Consider the following 15,550-nt stretch of genomic DNA (forward strand, 5'->3'; position numbering starts at 1 on the left):
CGATGAAGCTGAACGTCCAAGGCCGCGCGGCCTACGCCTACACCGGCGGCAAGCGCTTCGACGCGACGCTGCCCGTCGTCGTGTTCATCCACGGCGCGCTGCACGACCACAGCGTGTGGACGCTGCTGGCCCGCTACTTCGCCCACCACGGGCGCGGCGTGCTGGCGGTGGACCTGCCCGGCCACGGCCGCAGCGCCGGGCCGGCGCTGGATGACGTCGAGGCGCTCGGCGACTGGATCAACGCGCTGCTGGACACCGCCGGCGTGACGGCCGACGGCGCGGTCTCGCTGGTCGGGCACTCGATGGGATCGCTGATCGCGCTCGAGGCCGCGGCACGGCGCCCGGCGCGCATCGCCAGGCTGGCGATGGTCGGCACGGCCTGGCCGATGAAGGTTTCGGACGCGCTGCTGGCCACCTCGCGCGAGCGGCCGCGGGCGGCGATGGCCATGGTCAACGCGTTCTCGCATGCGACGACCGCCGGCAAGCCGTCCTATCCGGGACCGGGCGCGTGGCTGCACGGCGGCAACCTCGCGCTGATGGAGCGCATGCAGGATGGCTACGGCGAACGGGGCAACCTGTTCGAGCACGACTTCCTGGTCTGCGATCGCTACCAGGGTGCGCCGCAGGCCGCCGCGACGCTGACGGCCGCCGGCGTGCGGACCGAGCTGATCCTTGGCGCGAAGGACGCGATGACGCCGCCCAAGGCGGCGAAGCAACTCGCCGAGTTGCTGGGCGCGCGGGTGCAGACGCTGCCGGCCGGGCATTCACTGATGACCGAGGCGCCGGAAGGGATGTTGAATGCGCTGAAGGCGGCGCTCGGCTGAGCGCCGTACGGTGAGTCCCTCACCCGCAGACGGCCCCGCGAGGGCCGCGCCAGGAGACGCCCATGAGCACCAGCCCCCTGCCCCACGCGCCGCGCGACTCGGACGCCGGCGCGGACCGCGTGAAGGCGATGCGCAGCTTCGCCGAGTTCTATCCCTTCTACCTCGGCGAGCACCGCAACCGCACCTGCCGCCGACTGCACTTCGTCGGCTCGACGCTGGGGCTGGCGTTCCTGGCCTACGCGCTCGCGACGCAGCGCTGGGGCTTCATCCTGGTCGGGCTGCTGTGCGGCTACGCCTTCGCCTGGGTGGGGCACTTCGGCTTCGAGAAGAACAAGCCCGCCTCGTTCAAGCGCCCGCTCTACAGCTTCATGGGCGACTGGGTCATGTACAAGGACATCTGGACCGGGAAGATCCGCTTTTGAGCGCAGGGTTCTCGCACGGCCAAGGGCGCCCGGCACATGAAGATCAATTCAGAGTCAGTCCCCAATCGTCCTTTGCACCGGCCTGCACGTCCTTGAACATGGCCGCGAGCTTGATCAGCTTCTCGTCGGCCAGAATCTGCGCATCTTCACTCTCCGCCGCGGAGGACGCCTGCTGCAGATGGCGCTCGTAGAGCTTCAGCGCCTCCCAGAGCAAGTTGTACTCGCTGACGATGAACCTAACAGGCATCTGAATCTCCTTCCTCGATGAGTTGCAGCCGAGCTGGAACTCTGTCGCGGTGGGAGGCCCGGGTCATTGACCTGTCGATGCCGACATCGGACCGGCGCTGCCCGCATCCAGTCAGGACTTGCCCGATTCAGGCAGCAAGGCCTTGGCCGCCTCGATCCGCATCGCCATCGGCAGCGTCGCGTCGTTCATGACGTGCAGCAGGAAGGTGCGGGGGTCGGTGAAGTTCGTCGGGATGGTTGACTGAACGGCAGGCGTCGACATCGCCCGCGGCGCTTCCGGCGTCGCCTCGCCGGTCGATGCGCGGTCCGAGCGCCCGTCAGGGCGCGCGCCGTCGTCCTGCGGGCCGCGCGGCGCGAGGGTCGCCAGCGCCGCTTCCCACGCCTGCGGCGTTATCGACTTCAAGGACTTCAGCAAATCCGCCTGGCCTTCGGCGCCGGGCGGGATGTCCAGCCACGTCGCCTCGACGAACACCGGCGCGAGGTCCGGTGCGACGAACGCCGACCATTGCCCTTCCCGGACTTCGGCCGGCACCACCGGCGGCTCCGTCAGGCAGCGAATGCGCGGGCCCGCGATGCCGGCCAGGTATCGGGACTTCAGGCCCTCGAAGAAGGCGGCGGCCGCCTCAGGCGCGCAGCCGCGCTCCAGCGAAAACCACAGCTGATAGCTGTTCTCGCCCTCGATGGCGATGCCCGGCGCGGGCAGCGCCAGGTCGAGCTGCACGCCGCGCCACACGTTGGCAAGCAACTCCCAGTCCGACGGGCGCCCCACATCAAGCACAAGCGCGCGCGAGGCACCATCGGGGCCGGCGGCGTAGAGGCGTTGGAATTCGGCGGCGAGTCGGGACACGGTGTGTTCAGGGCAACGAAGACAGCCCGTGACTCTACGTCCTCAGGCCTGTGCTGCCTGGGCGGCCGAGGCGCTCTGCTCGGCTTGCGCCTTCAGCGAGGCCAGCATGTCGTCAGCCATCGCGTCCAGGTCGTAGCCCAGCTTCCAACCCCAGTCGCGCTGCGCGACGCTGTCGTCGATGGACTGCGGCCAGCTCGCGGCGATGTTCTGGCGGAAGTCCGGCGCGTAGTCGATCGTGAAGCCCGCGATGCGGCGGCGGATCGACGCGGCGATCTGCTCCGGCGTGAAGCTCACGCCCGCCAGGTTGTAGCTGCCCCACTCGGTGATGCGCTCCGCCGGCGCCTCCATCAGCTCGATCGTCGCGCGCAGCGCATCCGGCATGTACATCATCGGCAGCGCCTGGTCCTCCTTCAGGAAGCAGGTGTAGCGGCCATGCTTGAGCGCCTCGTGGAAGATCTCCACCGCGTAGTCGGTCGTGCCGCCGCCCGGGGGCGTCTTCCAGCTGATCAGGCCGGGATAACGCAGGCTGCGCACGTCGACGCCGTGGTTGGCGTGGTACCAGCGGCACCAGCCCTCGCCGGCCAGCTTGGAGATGCCGTAGATCGTCGTCGGGTCCATCACCGTCGTCTGCGGCGTGGCCTGCTTGGGCGTCTGCGGTCCGAAGGCCGCGATGGAGCTCGGCCAGAACACGCGCTCCAGCTTCGCCGTGCGCGCCAGCTCCAGCACGTTCAGCAGGCCCTTCATGTTCAGGTCCCAGGCCCACATCGGATGCTTCTCGCCCGTGGCCGACAGCGCCGCGGCCAGGTGATAGATCTGCGTGATGCCGTGGCGCTTGACCACCGCCGCCAGCGCCGCCGCGTCGGTGACGTCCAGCATCTCGTGGGTCAGCTGCGGCACGCGGCCCTGCGGGGCCACGTCGCTGGTGATGACATTGGCGTTGCCATGGCGCTTGGCCAACTCCACCGCCAGTTCGGAACCGATCTGGCCGTTCGCGCCGATCAACAGGATCTTGGTCGTCATGGGGATCTTCTTCTCAGCGCCTTACTTCACCAGTCCCAGCTCGCGGCCCGCCTGCGCGAACGCGGCGACGGCCCGCTCCAGGTGCTCGCGCTCGTGCACCGCCGAGATCTGCACCCGCACCCGGGCCTGCTCCTTGGGCACCACCGGATAGAAGAAACCGACCGCGTACACGCCCAGTTCCAGCAGCCGCGCGCTCAGTTGCTGCGCCTTGACCGCGTCGAACAGCATCACCGGCACGATCGGATGCGTGCCCGGCTTGATCTGGAAACCCGCCTGCTGGATGGCCTCGCGGAAGAAGGCGGTGTTGGCCTCGAGCTTGTCGCGCAGCGCGGTGCTCCCTTCCAGCAGGTCCAGCACGGCGATGGACGCGCCGACGATGCTCGGCGCCACCGTGTTGGAGAACAGGTAGGGCCGCGAGCGCTGGCGCAGCAGCTCGATCACTTCCTTGCGCCCCGTCGTGAAGCCGCCCGACGCGCCACCCAGCGCCTTGCCCAGCGTGCCGGTGATGATGTCGACCTTGCCGAACACGCCGCGGTACTCGTGGGTGCCGCGGCCGGTCTTGCCCATGAAGCCGCTGGCATGGCATTCGTCGATCGCCAGCAGCGCGCCGAAGCGATCGGTGATCTCGCGCATCTTGTCCAGTTGCGCGATCGTGCCGTCCATCGAGAACACACCGTCGGTGAAGACCATGACGTGACGCGCGCCGGCGGCGCGGGCCGCGGTCAGCTGCGCCTCCAGGTCGGCCATGTCGTTGTGCTTGTAGCGGAAGCGCTTGGCCTTGCACAGGCGGATGCCGTCGATGATGGACGCGTGGTTCAGCTCGTCGCTGATGATCGCGTCCTGCTCGCCCAGCAGCGGCTCGAACAGCCCGCCGTTGGCGTCGAAGGCGGCGGCGTAGAGGATGGTGTCCTCGGTCCCGAGGAACCGCGCCAGGCGCTGCTCGAGTTCCTTGTGGATGTCCTGCGTGCCGCAGATGAAGCGCACCGACGACAGGCCGTAGCCATGGGTGCGCAGCGCCTCGTGGGCGGCCTCCACCACCTTCGGATGCGAGGACAGGCCCAGGTAGTTGTTGGCGCACAGGTTGAGGACCTCGCGCCCGTCTCGCGTCTTGACGACGGCGCCCTGCGGGCTGGTGATGATGCGTTCGCTCTTGAAGAGGCCGGCGTCGCGGATGCCCTGCAGCTCGTTCTGCAGGTGGCGATAGAAGTCGTCGGTGGACGGGGAGGCGATGTTGGTCATGCGGTGCTCCTGCGGCACAATCCGTTAAATCGAACGCGTTCGTTATATCGAACAGCCGTGCAGTATCAAGGAAGAGCGGAGGCCGGTCAAGGCGCCGCCTTCCGCCCCGGAACTCCCCGCCCGCCGCCCATGTCCACCAATCCTTCCGAAAAACTGGAACCTCCCCGCGTGGGCGCGACGCTGCAGGCGCTGCGGCAAGCCCAGGGCCTGTCGCTGGACGAGCTGTCGCGGCGGGCGGGCGTCTCCAAGTCCATGCTCTCGCAGATCGAGCGCAACCAGGCCAATCCCACGGTGGCCGTGGTGTGGCGGCTTGCCAATGCGCTGCGGGTGGAGTTGTCGGAGCTGCTGGGTGGCGAGCGGCCCGCCGCGCCGCCGATCGAGGTGGTCGCCTCGCACGCGACGCCAGCGCTGTCGAGCCCGGACGGCCTGTGCCGGCTGCGCATCCTCGGCCCCATTGACCTGGCCGGCAACTTCGAGTGGTACGAGCTGACGGTGCAGCCCGGCGGCGCGCTCGAGTCCGCCGCGCACGAGCCCGGCTCCCGCGAGCACCTGAGCGTGCTGGCCGGTGAGCTCGAGGTCACGGCCGGCGGCAGCCGCCAGCTCGTCAAGAGCGGCGAGACCGCGCGCTACGCCGTGGACGGTGCACACGCGATCCGCAACCTGTCGAAGAAGGCGGCGACGGCGCTGCTCGTGGTGCTGCACGCCTGATCGCGGCGAACGCCCCGGATCACCTCCTGTTACTTGACCCGCGCGTCGTGGTCGAGACAATCGCCCGATTCGCGGAGGCGAGGGAGCGTATTGCAGTCAAGGCAGTCCACATGCAGCAACGCTCGTTTTCAGAGAAGCATCCCCACATCCCCACCCCGACCCAGCCGGCCACCGTCGACACCGAGACCCAGGCGAAGCAGCTCCAGCTGCTCGATGGTTCGGCGCGCCTGCGCGTGGCCGAGCAGCGCGCCCGCGAGCACCGCGCGCAGCCGCTGATCGACAAGGCCGCGCTGCCGCTGGGCGCGACGCCCAAGTACGGCATGAAGCCCACCGGCGCCACGCGGCCCAAGCCGCCCTACCGGCGGGCGGTCTATTCGATCGTGGCCCTGCTGGCGGTGATCGGCGGCGCGGCCGTCACGCTGTGGCGCTAGCCACCGGCACCGGCCGCTCGATCAGCGCGCCCAGCGTGGCGCGCCCCCAGCCGGCCTGCTCCCACAGGGCCGCCAGCCCCGGCTGGCGCTCGGCCAGCAGCGCGCGCACCAGCGGCTCGGCGCTCGTCGAGGCCGGCTCGCACAGCAGCACCACGCGCTGGGCGCCCTCCTCCTCCAGGCGGCCGACCCAGTCCAGCTTCTGCAGCTGCTGGAGCACCGGTTCGAGCTGCAGCGGATCGACGCTCATGCGCTGCGACATCGCCAGCATCGACAGCCCCGACTCCCCGCCCGCGCGCGCGGCCTCGAGCTCCCGCACCACGTCCAGCGCCAGCGCCATCTGCATGCCGGGCCGGTTGCGGCGCACGCTGACGCCGCCGGCCAGCGCCGGCGCATTGGCCGCCAGGATCGCGCCGAGCAGCACGATCGACCAGCCGACGTAGATCCAGATCAGGAAGATCGGCACCGCCGCGAAGGCGCCGTAGAGCGTCGAATAGGTCGGCACCTGCTTCACGTACCAGGCCAGCGCCTGCTTGGCCAAGTGAAAGGCCACCGCGACGAAGGCCGCCCCGGTCAGCGCGTGGCGCCAGCGCACGTCGGTGTTGGGCACGTAATGGAAGAGCGCCGCGATCGCGCCCCACAGCACCACCAGGTCCACGCTGTTGAGCAGGACCACCAGGCCGCGCGGCATGTTGTCGACCAGGTCCCGGCTGTAGGTGATCAGCACGCTGGTGACGGTCAGGCTGCCGCCCAGCAGCAGCGGGCCCAGCGTCATCGCCGCCCAGTACACCAGCACCCGCTGCGCGATCGGACGCGGCCGCTGCACGCGCCAGATCTGGTTGAGCGTGCGGTCGATCGTCAGCATCAGCGACAGCGCCGTCACCGCCAGCACGATCAGGCCGACCACGCCCAGCCGGTTGGCCTTGGCCGCGAACTGCGTCAGCGACATCAGCACCGGGCGCGCGATGTTGTCGGGGATCAGCGACTTGAGGAAGTATTTCTCCAGCGCCGACTGGAAGCTGGAGAACATCGGGAACGCGGTGAACAGCGCCAGCGCCACGGTCAGCAGGGGCACGAGCGAGATCAGCGTGGTGAAGGTCAGGCTGCCGGCGGTCAGGCCCAGGCGCTCCTCCCGGAAGCGCTGCACGAACAGGCGCAGCGTGCGTGCGTAAGGCCAGGTCAACAGCTCGCGCGCGAGCTCGCGGATGCCCTCGCGCCAGCTCTGCGGCGGCGCCTGATCACTGCTAGGTTCCCTCAACATGCTGGCTATGATGCCAGCCATGTCAACCCTCGCCGCCGCCCCGCGGATCGCCTCGCGATGACACCGACCGCGCCGCCCGCGACCGCGACGACCTCGACGACCGCCCGCCCCCCGACCTCCCGCACCGAGCCGACCGCGCGCGAGCGCGGCAGCCGCCAGGTCGCATTCCTCGCCACGCTGGCGCTGGCGCTGGTCTGCCTGGCCTGGGAACTGTGGCTCGCGCCGACCGGCCGCGGCACGTTGGCGATCAAGGCCCTGCCGCTGCTGCTGCCGCTGCCCGGCCTGTGGCGCTACCGGCTCTACACCTACCGCTGGGTCAGCCTGATGATCTGGCTCTACATGACCGAGGGCCTGGTGCGCGGCACCTCCGAGGGCGGCGCCGGCATGGCGCTGGGGTGGATCGAGGTCGCCCTGTCGCTGACGATCTTCATCGCCTGCGCGGCGCAGATCCGCCTGCGGCTGGCGCAGGCGCGCGCGACCGAGGCCCGATCGACGGGAGACGCCGCATGAGCGCCGCGCTGATCGACGCCCTGCGCGCCTGCCTGGGCCAGGCGCATGTCCTGCTGCCCGGCGAGCACGACCTTTCCGGCTACGAGCGCGACTGGCGCAAGCGCTATGCGGGTCGCGCGCTGGCGGTCGTGCGGCCGGCCGACACCGCGCAGGTCGCGGCGATCGTGTCGCTGGCGCGCGAGCACGGCGTGCCGCTGGTCCCGCAAGGCGGCAACACCGGCCTGGTGGGGGGCGGCGTGCCGGACGACTCCGGCACGCAATTGCTGCTGAGCCTGCAGCGGCTCAACCGCGTGCGCCAGATCGACCCCGCCAACCTGACCATGACCGTCGACGCCGGCTGCGTGCTGCAGCAGGTGCAGCAGGCGGCGCGGGACGCCGGCCTGCTCTTCCCGCTGAGCCTGGCCGCCGAAGGCAGCTGCACCATCGGCGGCAACCTGGCGACCAACGCCGGCGGCACCCAGGTGCTGCGCTACGGCAACGCGCGCGAGCTGTGCCTGGGCCTGGAGGTGGTGACCGCGGACGGCACCGTCTGGGACGGGCTGTCCGGCCTGCGCAAGGACAACACCGGCTACGACCTGCGCGACCTCTTCATCGGTTCGGAAGGCACGCTGGGCGTGATCACGGCCGCGACGCTGAAGCTGCATCCGCTGCCGCTGGCGCGGATGACGGCGCTGGCCGCCTGCGACACGCTGCGCGACGCGGTCGCGCTGCTGGGCCTGGCGCAGGCGCGCTGCGGCGCGGCGCTGACCGGCTTCGAGGTGATGAACGCGCTGTCGCTGGCCCTGGTGGGCAAGCATTTCCCGCAGCTGACGCAGCCGCTGGGCCCGCGGCCGTGGACGGTGCTGCTGGAGCTGTCGGACAGCGAGGGCGAGACCCATGCCCGCGCGCAGTTCGAGGCCCTGCTCGAGGACGCGCTGGAGCGCGGCGTCATCGACGACGCGGCGGTGGCCGAGACGCTGGCGCAGAGCCATGCGATGTGGCACCTGCGCGAGTCCATTCCGCTGGCGCAGAGCGAGGAAGGCCTGAACATCAAGCACGACATCGCGCTGCCGGTGTCGCGGATCCCCGATTTCGTCGAAGGCTGCGACCGCTTGCTGGCCGAGCGCTTCCCCGGCTCGCGGCTGGTGGACTTCGGCCATCTGGGCGACGGCAACCTGCACTACAACGTCCAGGCGCCGGAGGGCGTCGCGCCCGCGGACTTCCTGCGCACGCACGAGGCGGCGGTCAACGCGCTGGTCTATGACCAGGTGGCCGCGCACGGCGGCTCGATCTCGGCCGAGCACGGCATCGGCCAGCTCAAACGCGAGGAGCTGGCGCAGCGCAAGAGCCCGGTGGCCCTGCAGCTGATGCGCCAGATCAAGCAGGCGCTGGATCCGCGCGGGCTGCTGAACCCCGGCCGGGTGGTCTGAAGGCGCGCGGCGCTTCCCCCGGGCGCTTCTCCCGAGCGCTTTCCCCGGGGGCTTTCGGCGAGCGCTTTCCTTTAGAGAGGCCAGTCACCGGCGCTTGCACGGATCGTGCTGGCCGCGCGGGCACAATCCTCGCGCTTGCGCGTGCCTTCCCGTCTCTCCGTCTCGATGTCCGTCCCGAACTCGCCCTTGATGCCATCGCCGCGCCCGCGTGGCTCGCTGTCCGCCGCGCGCGTCTGCCGGCCACACGCCATCGCCCTGGCCCTGGCCCTGGCCCTCACGCTGTCCGGCCCGGCCGCGCATGCGCAGTCCTCGACGCCTTCCGAGCAGCCCCTGGCCCATCTGCAGCACACGAGCTGGGGCCTGAAGGACGGCATGCCGGGGCCGGTGATGGCGATCGCGCAGACGAGCGACGGCTACCTTTGGCTGGGCACCGGCAACGGCCTGTTCCGCTTCGACGGCCTGCGCTTCGAGCGCTTCGACGCGATCGCCGGCGAGCAGTTGCCCAGCCGCCAGGTGCTGTCGCTCTTCGCGACCGCCGACAACGGCCTGTGGGTGGGCCTGCTGGAGGGCGGCCTCGCGCTGGTGCGCCATGGGCGCATCGTCCAGGTCGAGCCGGCGACCGGCCATTTCGTCACCTCCACCCGCGCCTTCGCCGCCGAGCGCGACGGCACGCTCTGGGTCGCCACCGGCCGCTCGCTGCTCAAGCGCCAGGGCGCCGGCTGGGTCGCGATGGACCCGGGCTCCGGCTTCGACGATGGCAACGGACAGGCGCCGATCGCGCTGTCGGTGGCGGTCGACGCGGCCGGCAACGTCTGGTGCGTCACCGATCGCACCGTCTTCGTCCGGCCCGCGGGCCGCGCCCGCTTCGTCGCCTCCGACGTGCCGTCGCTGGGTCAGACCCAGCTGACCATCGGGCCCGATGGCCGCGCCTGGGCCAACGACATCTCGCCCGCCGTACGCGGCTTCTTCCGCCTGCCCCTGCCGGGTGAAGGCGCCGGCGCCATGACCGGAGCGGGCGGCGCCAAGGCCGGCTCGGCCGCCGTGGTGACCACCGACATGATCGGGACGGCCACCACGCCGGTGCCGGTGCCCCGCAGCTTCTTCGTGCCGACCTTCGATCGCGCTGGCCGGCTGTGGTACGGCGCGAAGGACGGGCTCAACCGGATCGATCCGGCGGACGACGCCGGGCCCCAGTTCCTCGGCACCGACAAGGGCTTGTCCGGCCCGCTGGTGATGCGTGTCTTCCAGGACCGGGACGGTGCGATCTGGGTCGGCACCAACGGCGGGCTGGACCGCTTCCGCGGCGCGGCGGTCGATCGCGTGGAGTTGCCCAACCGCGGCGCCAGCATCGCGATGGCGGTCGACGGGTCCGGCGGGCTGCTGGTCGCCGCCGGCGATTCGATCCAGCGCCTCGCGCCCGGCGAGACCACGCCCCGCGCCGTGCCCACCGACCCGGGCATGACCACCTTCACTTCGGTCTTCGTCGACAGCCGCCAGCGGCTCTGGGCCGGCGGTCGCACCGGCTTGTGGACGCAGGAGAACGGCCGTTTCGTGCCCGTCCCCACGCCCGATGGCGAGCCCTGGCGGGCCGCCGTGTTCGAGATCACCGAGGACGCCACCGGCGCGCTGTGGTTCAACGGTCATCGCTACGGGCTGATGCGATACGCCGACGGCAAGACCACGCGCCTGTCGGGCTCGGGCGTCTTCCCGCGCAAGGGCCCCGACGCGATCGCCAGCGACGCGCAGGGCCGGGTCTGGATCGGCTACTCCGACGGCACGCTGCTGCGTCACGAGGCCGGCCAGACCACCCGCCTCACCGCGGCCGACGGCCTGGCGATCGGCGCGATCAAGGTCATCGCGCGCCAGGGCCCGCACCTGTGGGTCGGCGGCGAGCGCGGCGTTCAGCTGCTGTCCGAGCCCGGTTTCCCCCGGCTGCGGCTGGCCGACGCGGATGCGCTCGAGGGCGTGTCGGGCCTCGTCGAGACGCCGGAGGGCGAGCTCTGGATCAACGGCGCGAACGGCATCACGCGACTGCGCGCCGACGAGGTGCGCCGCGCGCTGGCCAGCACCACCGAGGCGGCGCAGCGCCCGGCGGGCCGCCGCTTCGACCTGCTCGACGGCCTGACCGGTCGCGCCGAACAGTCCTGGCCGCTGCGCACCGCGGCCCGCACGCCGGACGGGCTGCTGTGGTTTTCGCTGAGCAACGGCGTCGTGCGCATCGATCCGCGGCGCCTGCCCGAGGGCGAGTCCAAGCCCCCGGCGGTGGACATCCACCAGCTGTCCGTGCATGGCGAGCCCGTCGCGGCCCGCGCGGACGGCCTGTTGCGCCTGGCTCCCGGCACCCGCGATCTGGAGATCGCCTACACCGCGATCAGCCTGGCCCAGCCCGAGCGCACCCGCTTCCGCTACCGGCTGGTCGGCCAGGACCGCGACTGGCAGGACGCGGGCGCGCGGCGCCGCGCGTTCTATACCAACCTCGGCCCGGGCACCTACGAGTTCCGCGTCGAGGCGTCCCAGGACCGCGGCCCCTGGAGCGCCACGCCGGCCGCGCTGCGCTTCGAGATCGCGCCGACGCTGACGCAGCACGCGGGCTTCCGCGTCGCGGCGGTCGCCATCGGCATCGCGCTCCTGGCCGGCCTGGCCGCGCTGCGCGCCCGCCAGCGCCGCGTGCATGAGCAGGACCGCCTCGCCGCCCGCATCCAGGAACGCGAGCGCATCGCGCGCGACCTGCACGACACGCTGCTGCAGGGCGTCTACGGCCTGATCCTGCGCTTCGAGGCGATCGCGCGCCGGCTGCCCGGCACCGAACGCGCCGCGATGGAGCGCGTGCTGGTCGATGCGGACGCGCTGCTGATCGAAGGCCGCGACCGCGTCACCGACCTGCGCCTGCCGCCGCCCGACCTCAACCGGCTGGAGCAGACGCTGGAGGCGCTGGGGCGCGAGCTCTCCCACACCCACGGCGCGGCGTTCGTGTTGACCGTCGAAGGCACGCCGCGCCCGCTGGCGCCGGCGCTGGCGGCGTCGATCTGCCTGATCGCGCGCGAGGCCATCTTCAACGCCTTCCAACATGCGCAGGCCGGGCGCATCGAGGTCGCGCTCCGCTATGGCGACGGCGGCTTCACGCTGTTCGTCCGCGACGACGGCGTCGGTGTGCCGGACGAGGTGAAGGCCCGCGGCGGTCGCCCCGGCCACTGGGGCCTGTCGGGCATGCGCGAACGCGCGGAACTGGCGGGCGTCGCGTACCGGCTGGACTCGCAGGCCGGCATCGGCACGCAGGTCGAGTTGCACGCTCCCGCCGCGCGCGCCTACGAAGGCGCCAGCGACGACGGGCCGGCGGTCTCCCGCGGCCCATGGTGGCGCCGCGTTCGACGCGGCTGACGCGGATCAGTCGTCAGCGCCCACCGGCACCGCGTCGGCCCGCGGCGCCGGCTTCACGCGCCGGTAGAGCCACTCCAGGACCCAGAACACGAACAGCACCCAGGTCAGGAAGGCCAGCCCGACCAGCAGTGTCTGGAAGATGCTGATCGCCCAGGCACCAGCCGCGCTGAAGCGCTCGACGCGGCGCGGGAAGCGCTCGATCAGGCGATCGAAGAAGAGCTGGATGCTGTCGTAGAAGCACGGGACCATCAGCAGCGTCAGGAAGGTCGAGGTGATGGTGCCGCCGATGATGGCGACCGCCATCGGGCGGTAGAACTCGCCGCCCTCGCCCACGCCGACCGCCACCGGCAGCATGCCGGCCACCAGCGCGAAGGTGGTCATCAGGATGGGCCGGAAGCGCTTGCGGCCCGCATGCATCAGCGCTTCCTCGCGCGGCACGCCGGCGGCCTCCTCCTGGCGCGCCGCGTCCAGCAGCAGGATGGCATTCTTCGCCACCAGGCCGGCCAGCATGATGATGCCGATGAAGCTCATCAGGTTCAGCGTGCCCTTGGTCAGCAGCAGCGCCACCACCACGCCGATCAGCGACAGCTTGAGCGAATACATCACCCCGATCGGCGCCGAGAAGCTGCCGAACTGCATCACCAGGATCAGGTACATCAGCCCGATGCCCGAGAACAGCGCGATGAACATGGCGCCGAAGACCTCTTCCTGGTCCTTGGACGCGCCGGCCAGCTCGATGCCGTAACCCTGCGGGAAGTTGATCGAGCGCGCCAGCTTGACCGCGTCCTTGGTCACCTCGCCGGGCGAGCGGCCATGCGCGTTGGCCGACACCGCGATCATCCGCTTGCCGTCCGAGTGCTGGATCTTGGCCGGGCCCTTGCCCATCGACACCGTCGCGATCTGCTCTAGCGGCACCATCACGCCGGCACCGCTCACCGCGATCGGCAGGCGCTCGATGTTGCTCGCGTCGACGCGGTCCTCCGGCGCCAGGCGCACCGCCACGTCGCGGGTCTCGCCGCTGGGGTCAACCCAGTCGCCGACCTCCACGCCGGCGAAGGCCACGCGCAGCGCATTGGCCGCGTCGCCGACGGAGATGCCCAGCGAGTTGGCCAGTCCGCGGTTCATCTCGATCTGCAGCTCGTCCTGCGGATCCTGCTCCGACAGGCCGACGTCGACCGCGCCCGGCACATTGCGCAGCTTGGCCATGTACTCGGTGGTGATCTCCATCAGCTTGCGCGACTCCGCGCCGTGGAAGCGGATCTGCACCGGCTTCTGCGCGCCGTTGTTCAGGTCGTCCAGCACCACGTACTCGGCGCCGACCAGGCGGGCCACGCGGGTGCGCAGGTCCGCCGCGATCTCGGCGGCGCTGCGCTTGCGCTCGGTGCTCTTGCCCAGGTCCACGTAGATGCGACCGCCGCTGACGTTGACGTACTCGTTGGTCGCCTTGGTCTCGGGCAGCTGGCGCGCCAGCGCGGAGCCGGCGGCCATCTTCAGCCGCGCGTATTCCAGGCTGGAGCTCGCGGGCGTGCGGACCTCGATGGCGATGGTGCCGGAGTCCGAGGCCGGCAGGAAACTCGAGCCGCCCAGCGTCGACTGCAGCACGATCGCCAGCACGAAGCTCGCCGCCGCGAAGAAGGCCATCCAGCGGCGGTGGTGCAGCGCCCACTCGATGACCAGGCCGTAGCGGTCGGCCTGGTGGTCGAACCAGTCATTGAAGCGCTGCAGCAGTCGCGACACGCCGGTCTTCTTCGCATGGTGGTAACCGGGCGGGTCGCCCCAGTAGGCCGACAGCATCGGGTCCAGGGTGAAGGAGATGAACAGCGACACCAGCACCGAGGCCACCACGGTCAGGCCGAAGGGCCGGAACCATTCGCCCGACACGCCCGGCATGAAGGCCACCGGAATGAACACGGCCACGATGGAGAAGGTCGTCGCCGCGACGGCCATGCCGATCTCGGCGGTGCCCTTGAGCGCCGCGGTGCGGCGGTCGGCGCCGCGTTCCATGTGGCGCACGATGTTCTCGCGCACCACGATCGCATCGTCGATCAGCACGCCGATGGCCAGCGACAGGCCCAGCAGGCTCATGAAGTTCAGCGTGAAGCCGCACAGCCAGACCGCGATGAAGGCCGCGATCACCGAGGTGGGCAGGGACAGCGCGGTGATCAGCGTCGAGCGCCACGAGTTGAGGAACACATAGACCACGAACACCGTCAGGCCGGCGCCGAAGACCAGCGCGTGGATCACGTTGTTCAGGCTGTCCTGCGCGTCGCGGCCGCCGTCCTGCGTCACCTCCAGCTTGGTGCCCTTGGGCAGCGTGGCGTTGATCTCCTCGACCAGCTTGCGGGTGGCGTCGGCCACCGTCACCGTCGATGCGTCGCGCGAGCGGGTGACCGAGAGGCCCACGTTGGGATGGCCGTTGCGCACCGAGAAACCGGTCTGCTCGGCGAAGCCGTCCTGCACCGTCGCGACCTGACCCAGGCGGATCAGCTCGCCGCCGGAGCGCTTGACCACGATCTGGTTGAAGTCGCTCGGCGATTCGATGCGGCCCAGCAGCCGGATCGACTGGTCCTCCATCAGCCCGCGCACCTTGCCCACCGGCGCGGTGGTGTTCTGCATCTTCAGCGCGTTGACGACCTCGGTCACCGAGACATTGAACTCGCGCAGCTTCTGCGCGCTCAGCAGCACCGACAGCTCCCGGTTCAACGAGCCGTTGACCGTCACCGTGGCCACGCCGGAGATGGCGCGGAAGCGGTCGGCGAGCTGGTCCTCGGCCAGGCGGGAGATCTCCGCGTGGGTCTGCGAGCTCGACGACAACGCCAGTTGCATGATGGGCTGCGCCGACGGATCGATGCGCTGCAGCACCGGCTCGCGCATCTCCAGCGGCAGCTTGTGCCGGACCGCGGCGATCGCGTTGCGGACCTCATCGGCCGCCTCGATCATGTTCTTGTTGAAGTTGAAGATCAGCAGCAGCTGCGCGTAGCCCTCGCTCGCGGTCGAGCGCACCTCGGTCACGCCCGAGATGCTGTTCAGCGACTTCTCGATGCGGTTGATGATCTCGCGCTCGGCGGTCTCGGGCGAGGCGCCCGGGTAGGTGATGCCCACGACCAGCAGCGGCTGCTCGACGTCGGGGATCTGGTTGACGCGCAGCTTGGACAGCGCCAGCAGGCCCAGCGCCATCAGCCCGATGATGATGACCACCATCGAGATCGGCTTCTTGACCGAGAAATTGGACAGGAACATGGCGGAAGTCTCCTCGAG

The 15,550-nt window shown here is 70.6% G+C and carries 13 protein-coding genes; 7 read left to right on the plus strand and 6 right to left on the minus strand.

The window, feature by feature from the left end:
• The first annotated feature begins 2 nt into the window (after positions 1-2).
• Together FHT37_RS07330 and FHT37_RS07335 are read left to right on the plus strand one after the other, a co-directional pair.
• Positions 3-824, plus strand: coding sequence for an alpha/beta fold hydrolase (locus FHT37_RS07330; RefSeq protein ID WP_183481373.1), 822 nt, complete (start codon positions 3-5; stop codon positions 822-824).
• 62 nt (positions 825-886) lie between these two features.
• The gene (locus tag FHT37_RS07335; RefSeq protein WP_091724803.1) at positions 887-1,246 is read left to right on the plus strand and encodes a DUF962 domain-containing protein; all 360 of its coding nucleotides are present in this window, start codon (positions 887-889) and stop codon (positions 1,244-1,246) included.
• A 43-nt stretch (positions 1,247-1,289) separates the two neighbouring features.
• Here the strand turns inward: FHT37_RS07335 and FHT37_RS07340 are convergent, their stop codons facing one another.
• The 4 genes from FHT37_RS07340 to kbl all read right to left on the minus strand — a co-directional run bounded on the left by FHT37_RS07340 (position 1,290) and on the right by kbl (position 4,598).
• A complete protein-coding gene (locus FHT37_RS07340; protein WP_183479844.1) occupies positions 1,290-1,493 on the minus strand; it encodes a hypothetical protein in 204 nt (67 codons plus the stop codon).
• A 111-nt stretch (positions 1,494-1,604) separates the two neighbouring features.
• Positions 1,605-2,339: a hypothetical protein gene (locus FHT37_RS07345; RefSeq protein WP_183479846.1), complete on the minus strand. Its 735-nt coding sequence runs from the start codon at positions 2,337-2,339 to the stop codon at positions 1,605-1,607.
• A 42-nt stretch (positions 2,340-2,381) separates the two neighbouring features.
• Positions 2,382-3,359, minus strand: a complete 978-nt coding sequence (locus tag FHT37_RS07350) for an NAD-dependent epimerase/dehydratase family protein (RefSeq protein ID WP_183479848.1) — start codon at positions 3,357-3,359, stop codon at positions 2,382-2,384.
• 21 nt (positions 3,360-3,380) lie between these two features.
• The gene (gene kbl / locus FHT37_RS07355; RefSeq protein ID WP_091724806.1) at positions 3,381-4,598 is read right to left on the minus strand and encodes a glycine C-acetyltransferase; all 1,218 of its coding nucleotides are present in this window, start codon (positions 4,596-4,598) and stop codon (positions 3,381-3,383) included.
• Between the two features lie 129 nt (positions 4,599-4,727).
• Here kbl and FHT37_RS07360 point away from each other — a divergent pair, with 129 nt between their 5' ends.
• Both FHT37_RS07360 and FHT37_RS07365 read left to right on the plus strand, forming a co-directional pair.
• Positions 4,728-5,306 carry a helix-turn-helix domain-containing protein gene (locus tag FHT37_RS07360; RefSeq protein ID WP_183479850.1) on the plus strand — a complete coding sequence of 193 codons (579 nt, stop codon included), beginning with the start codon at positions 4,728-4,730 and terminating at the stop codon, positions 5,304-5,306.
• A 110-nt stretch (positions 5,307-5,416) separates the two neighbouring features.
• The gene (locus FHT37_RS07365) at positions 5,417-5,737 is read left to right on the plus strand and encodes a hypothetical protein (protein ID WP_091724808.1); all 321 of its coding nucleotides are present in this window, start codon (positions 5,417-5,419) and stop codon (positions 5,735-5,737) included.
• Here the strand turns inward: FHT37_RS07365 and FHT37_RS07370 are convergent.
• Positions 5,721-6,995, minus strand: a complete 1,275-nt coding sequence (locus FHT37_RS07370) for a YihY family inner membrane protein (RefSeq protein WP_255489512.1) — start codon at positions 6,993-6,995, stop codon at positions 5,721-5,723. The genes FHT37_RS07365 and FHT37_RS07370 overlap by 17 nt on opposite strands.
• 57 nt (positions 6,996-7,052) lie before the next feature.
• Here FHT37_RS07370 and FHT37_RS07375 point away from each other — a divergent pair, with 57 nt between their 5' ends.
• The 3 genes from FHT37_RS07375 (at position 7,053) to FHT37_RS07385 (ending at position 12,292) form a co-directional block, all read left to right on the plus strand.
• Entirely contained in the window at positions 7,053-7,505 is a 453-nt protein-coding gene (locus FHT37_RS07375; RefSeq protein ID WP_183479854.1) for a DUF2069 domain-containing protein, read from the plus strand.
• Positions 7,502-8,914, plus strand: a complete 1,413-nt coding sequence (locus FHT37_RS07380) for an FAD-binding oxidoreductase (RefSeq protein ID WP_183479856.1) — start codon at positions 7,502-7,504, stop codon at positions 8,912-8,914. The genes FHT37_RS07375 and FHT37_RS07380 overlap by 4 nt, the downstream gene beginning before the upstream one ends.
• A gap of 189 nt (positions 8,915-9,103) precedes the next feature.
• Positions 9,104-12,292 carry a sensor histidine kinase gene (locus FHT37_RS07385; protein ID WP_183479858.1) on the plus strand — a complete coding sequence of 1,063 codons (3,189 nt, stop codon included), beginning with the start codon at positions 9,104-9,106 and terminating at the stop codon, positions 12,290-12,292.
• Positions 12,293-12,298: 6 nt separating this feature from the next.
• Here FHT37_RS07385 and FHT37_RS07390 read toward each other — a convergent pair whose 3' ends face one another.
• The gene (locus tag FHT37_RS07390; RefSeq protein WP_183479860.1) at positions 12,299-15,532 is read right to left on the minus strand and encodes an efflux RND transporter permease subunit; all 3,234 of its coding nucleotides are present in this window, start codon (positions 15,530-15,532) and stop codon (positions 12,299-12,301) included.
• Positions 15,533-15,550: the final 18 nt, after the last annotated feature.

Source organism: Mitsuaria sp. BK037, assembly GCF_014193045.1.
GTDB lineage: Bacteria > Pseudomonadota > Gammaproteobacteria > Burkholderiales > Burkholderiaceae_C > Roseateles.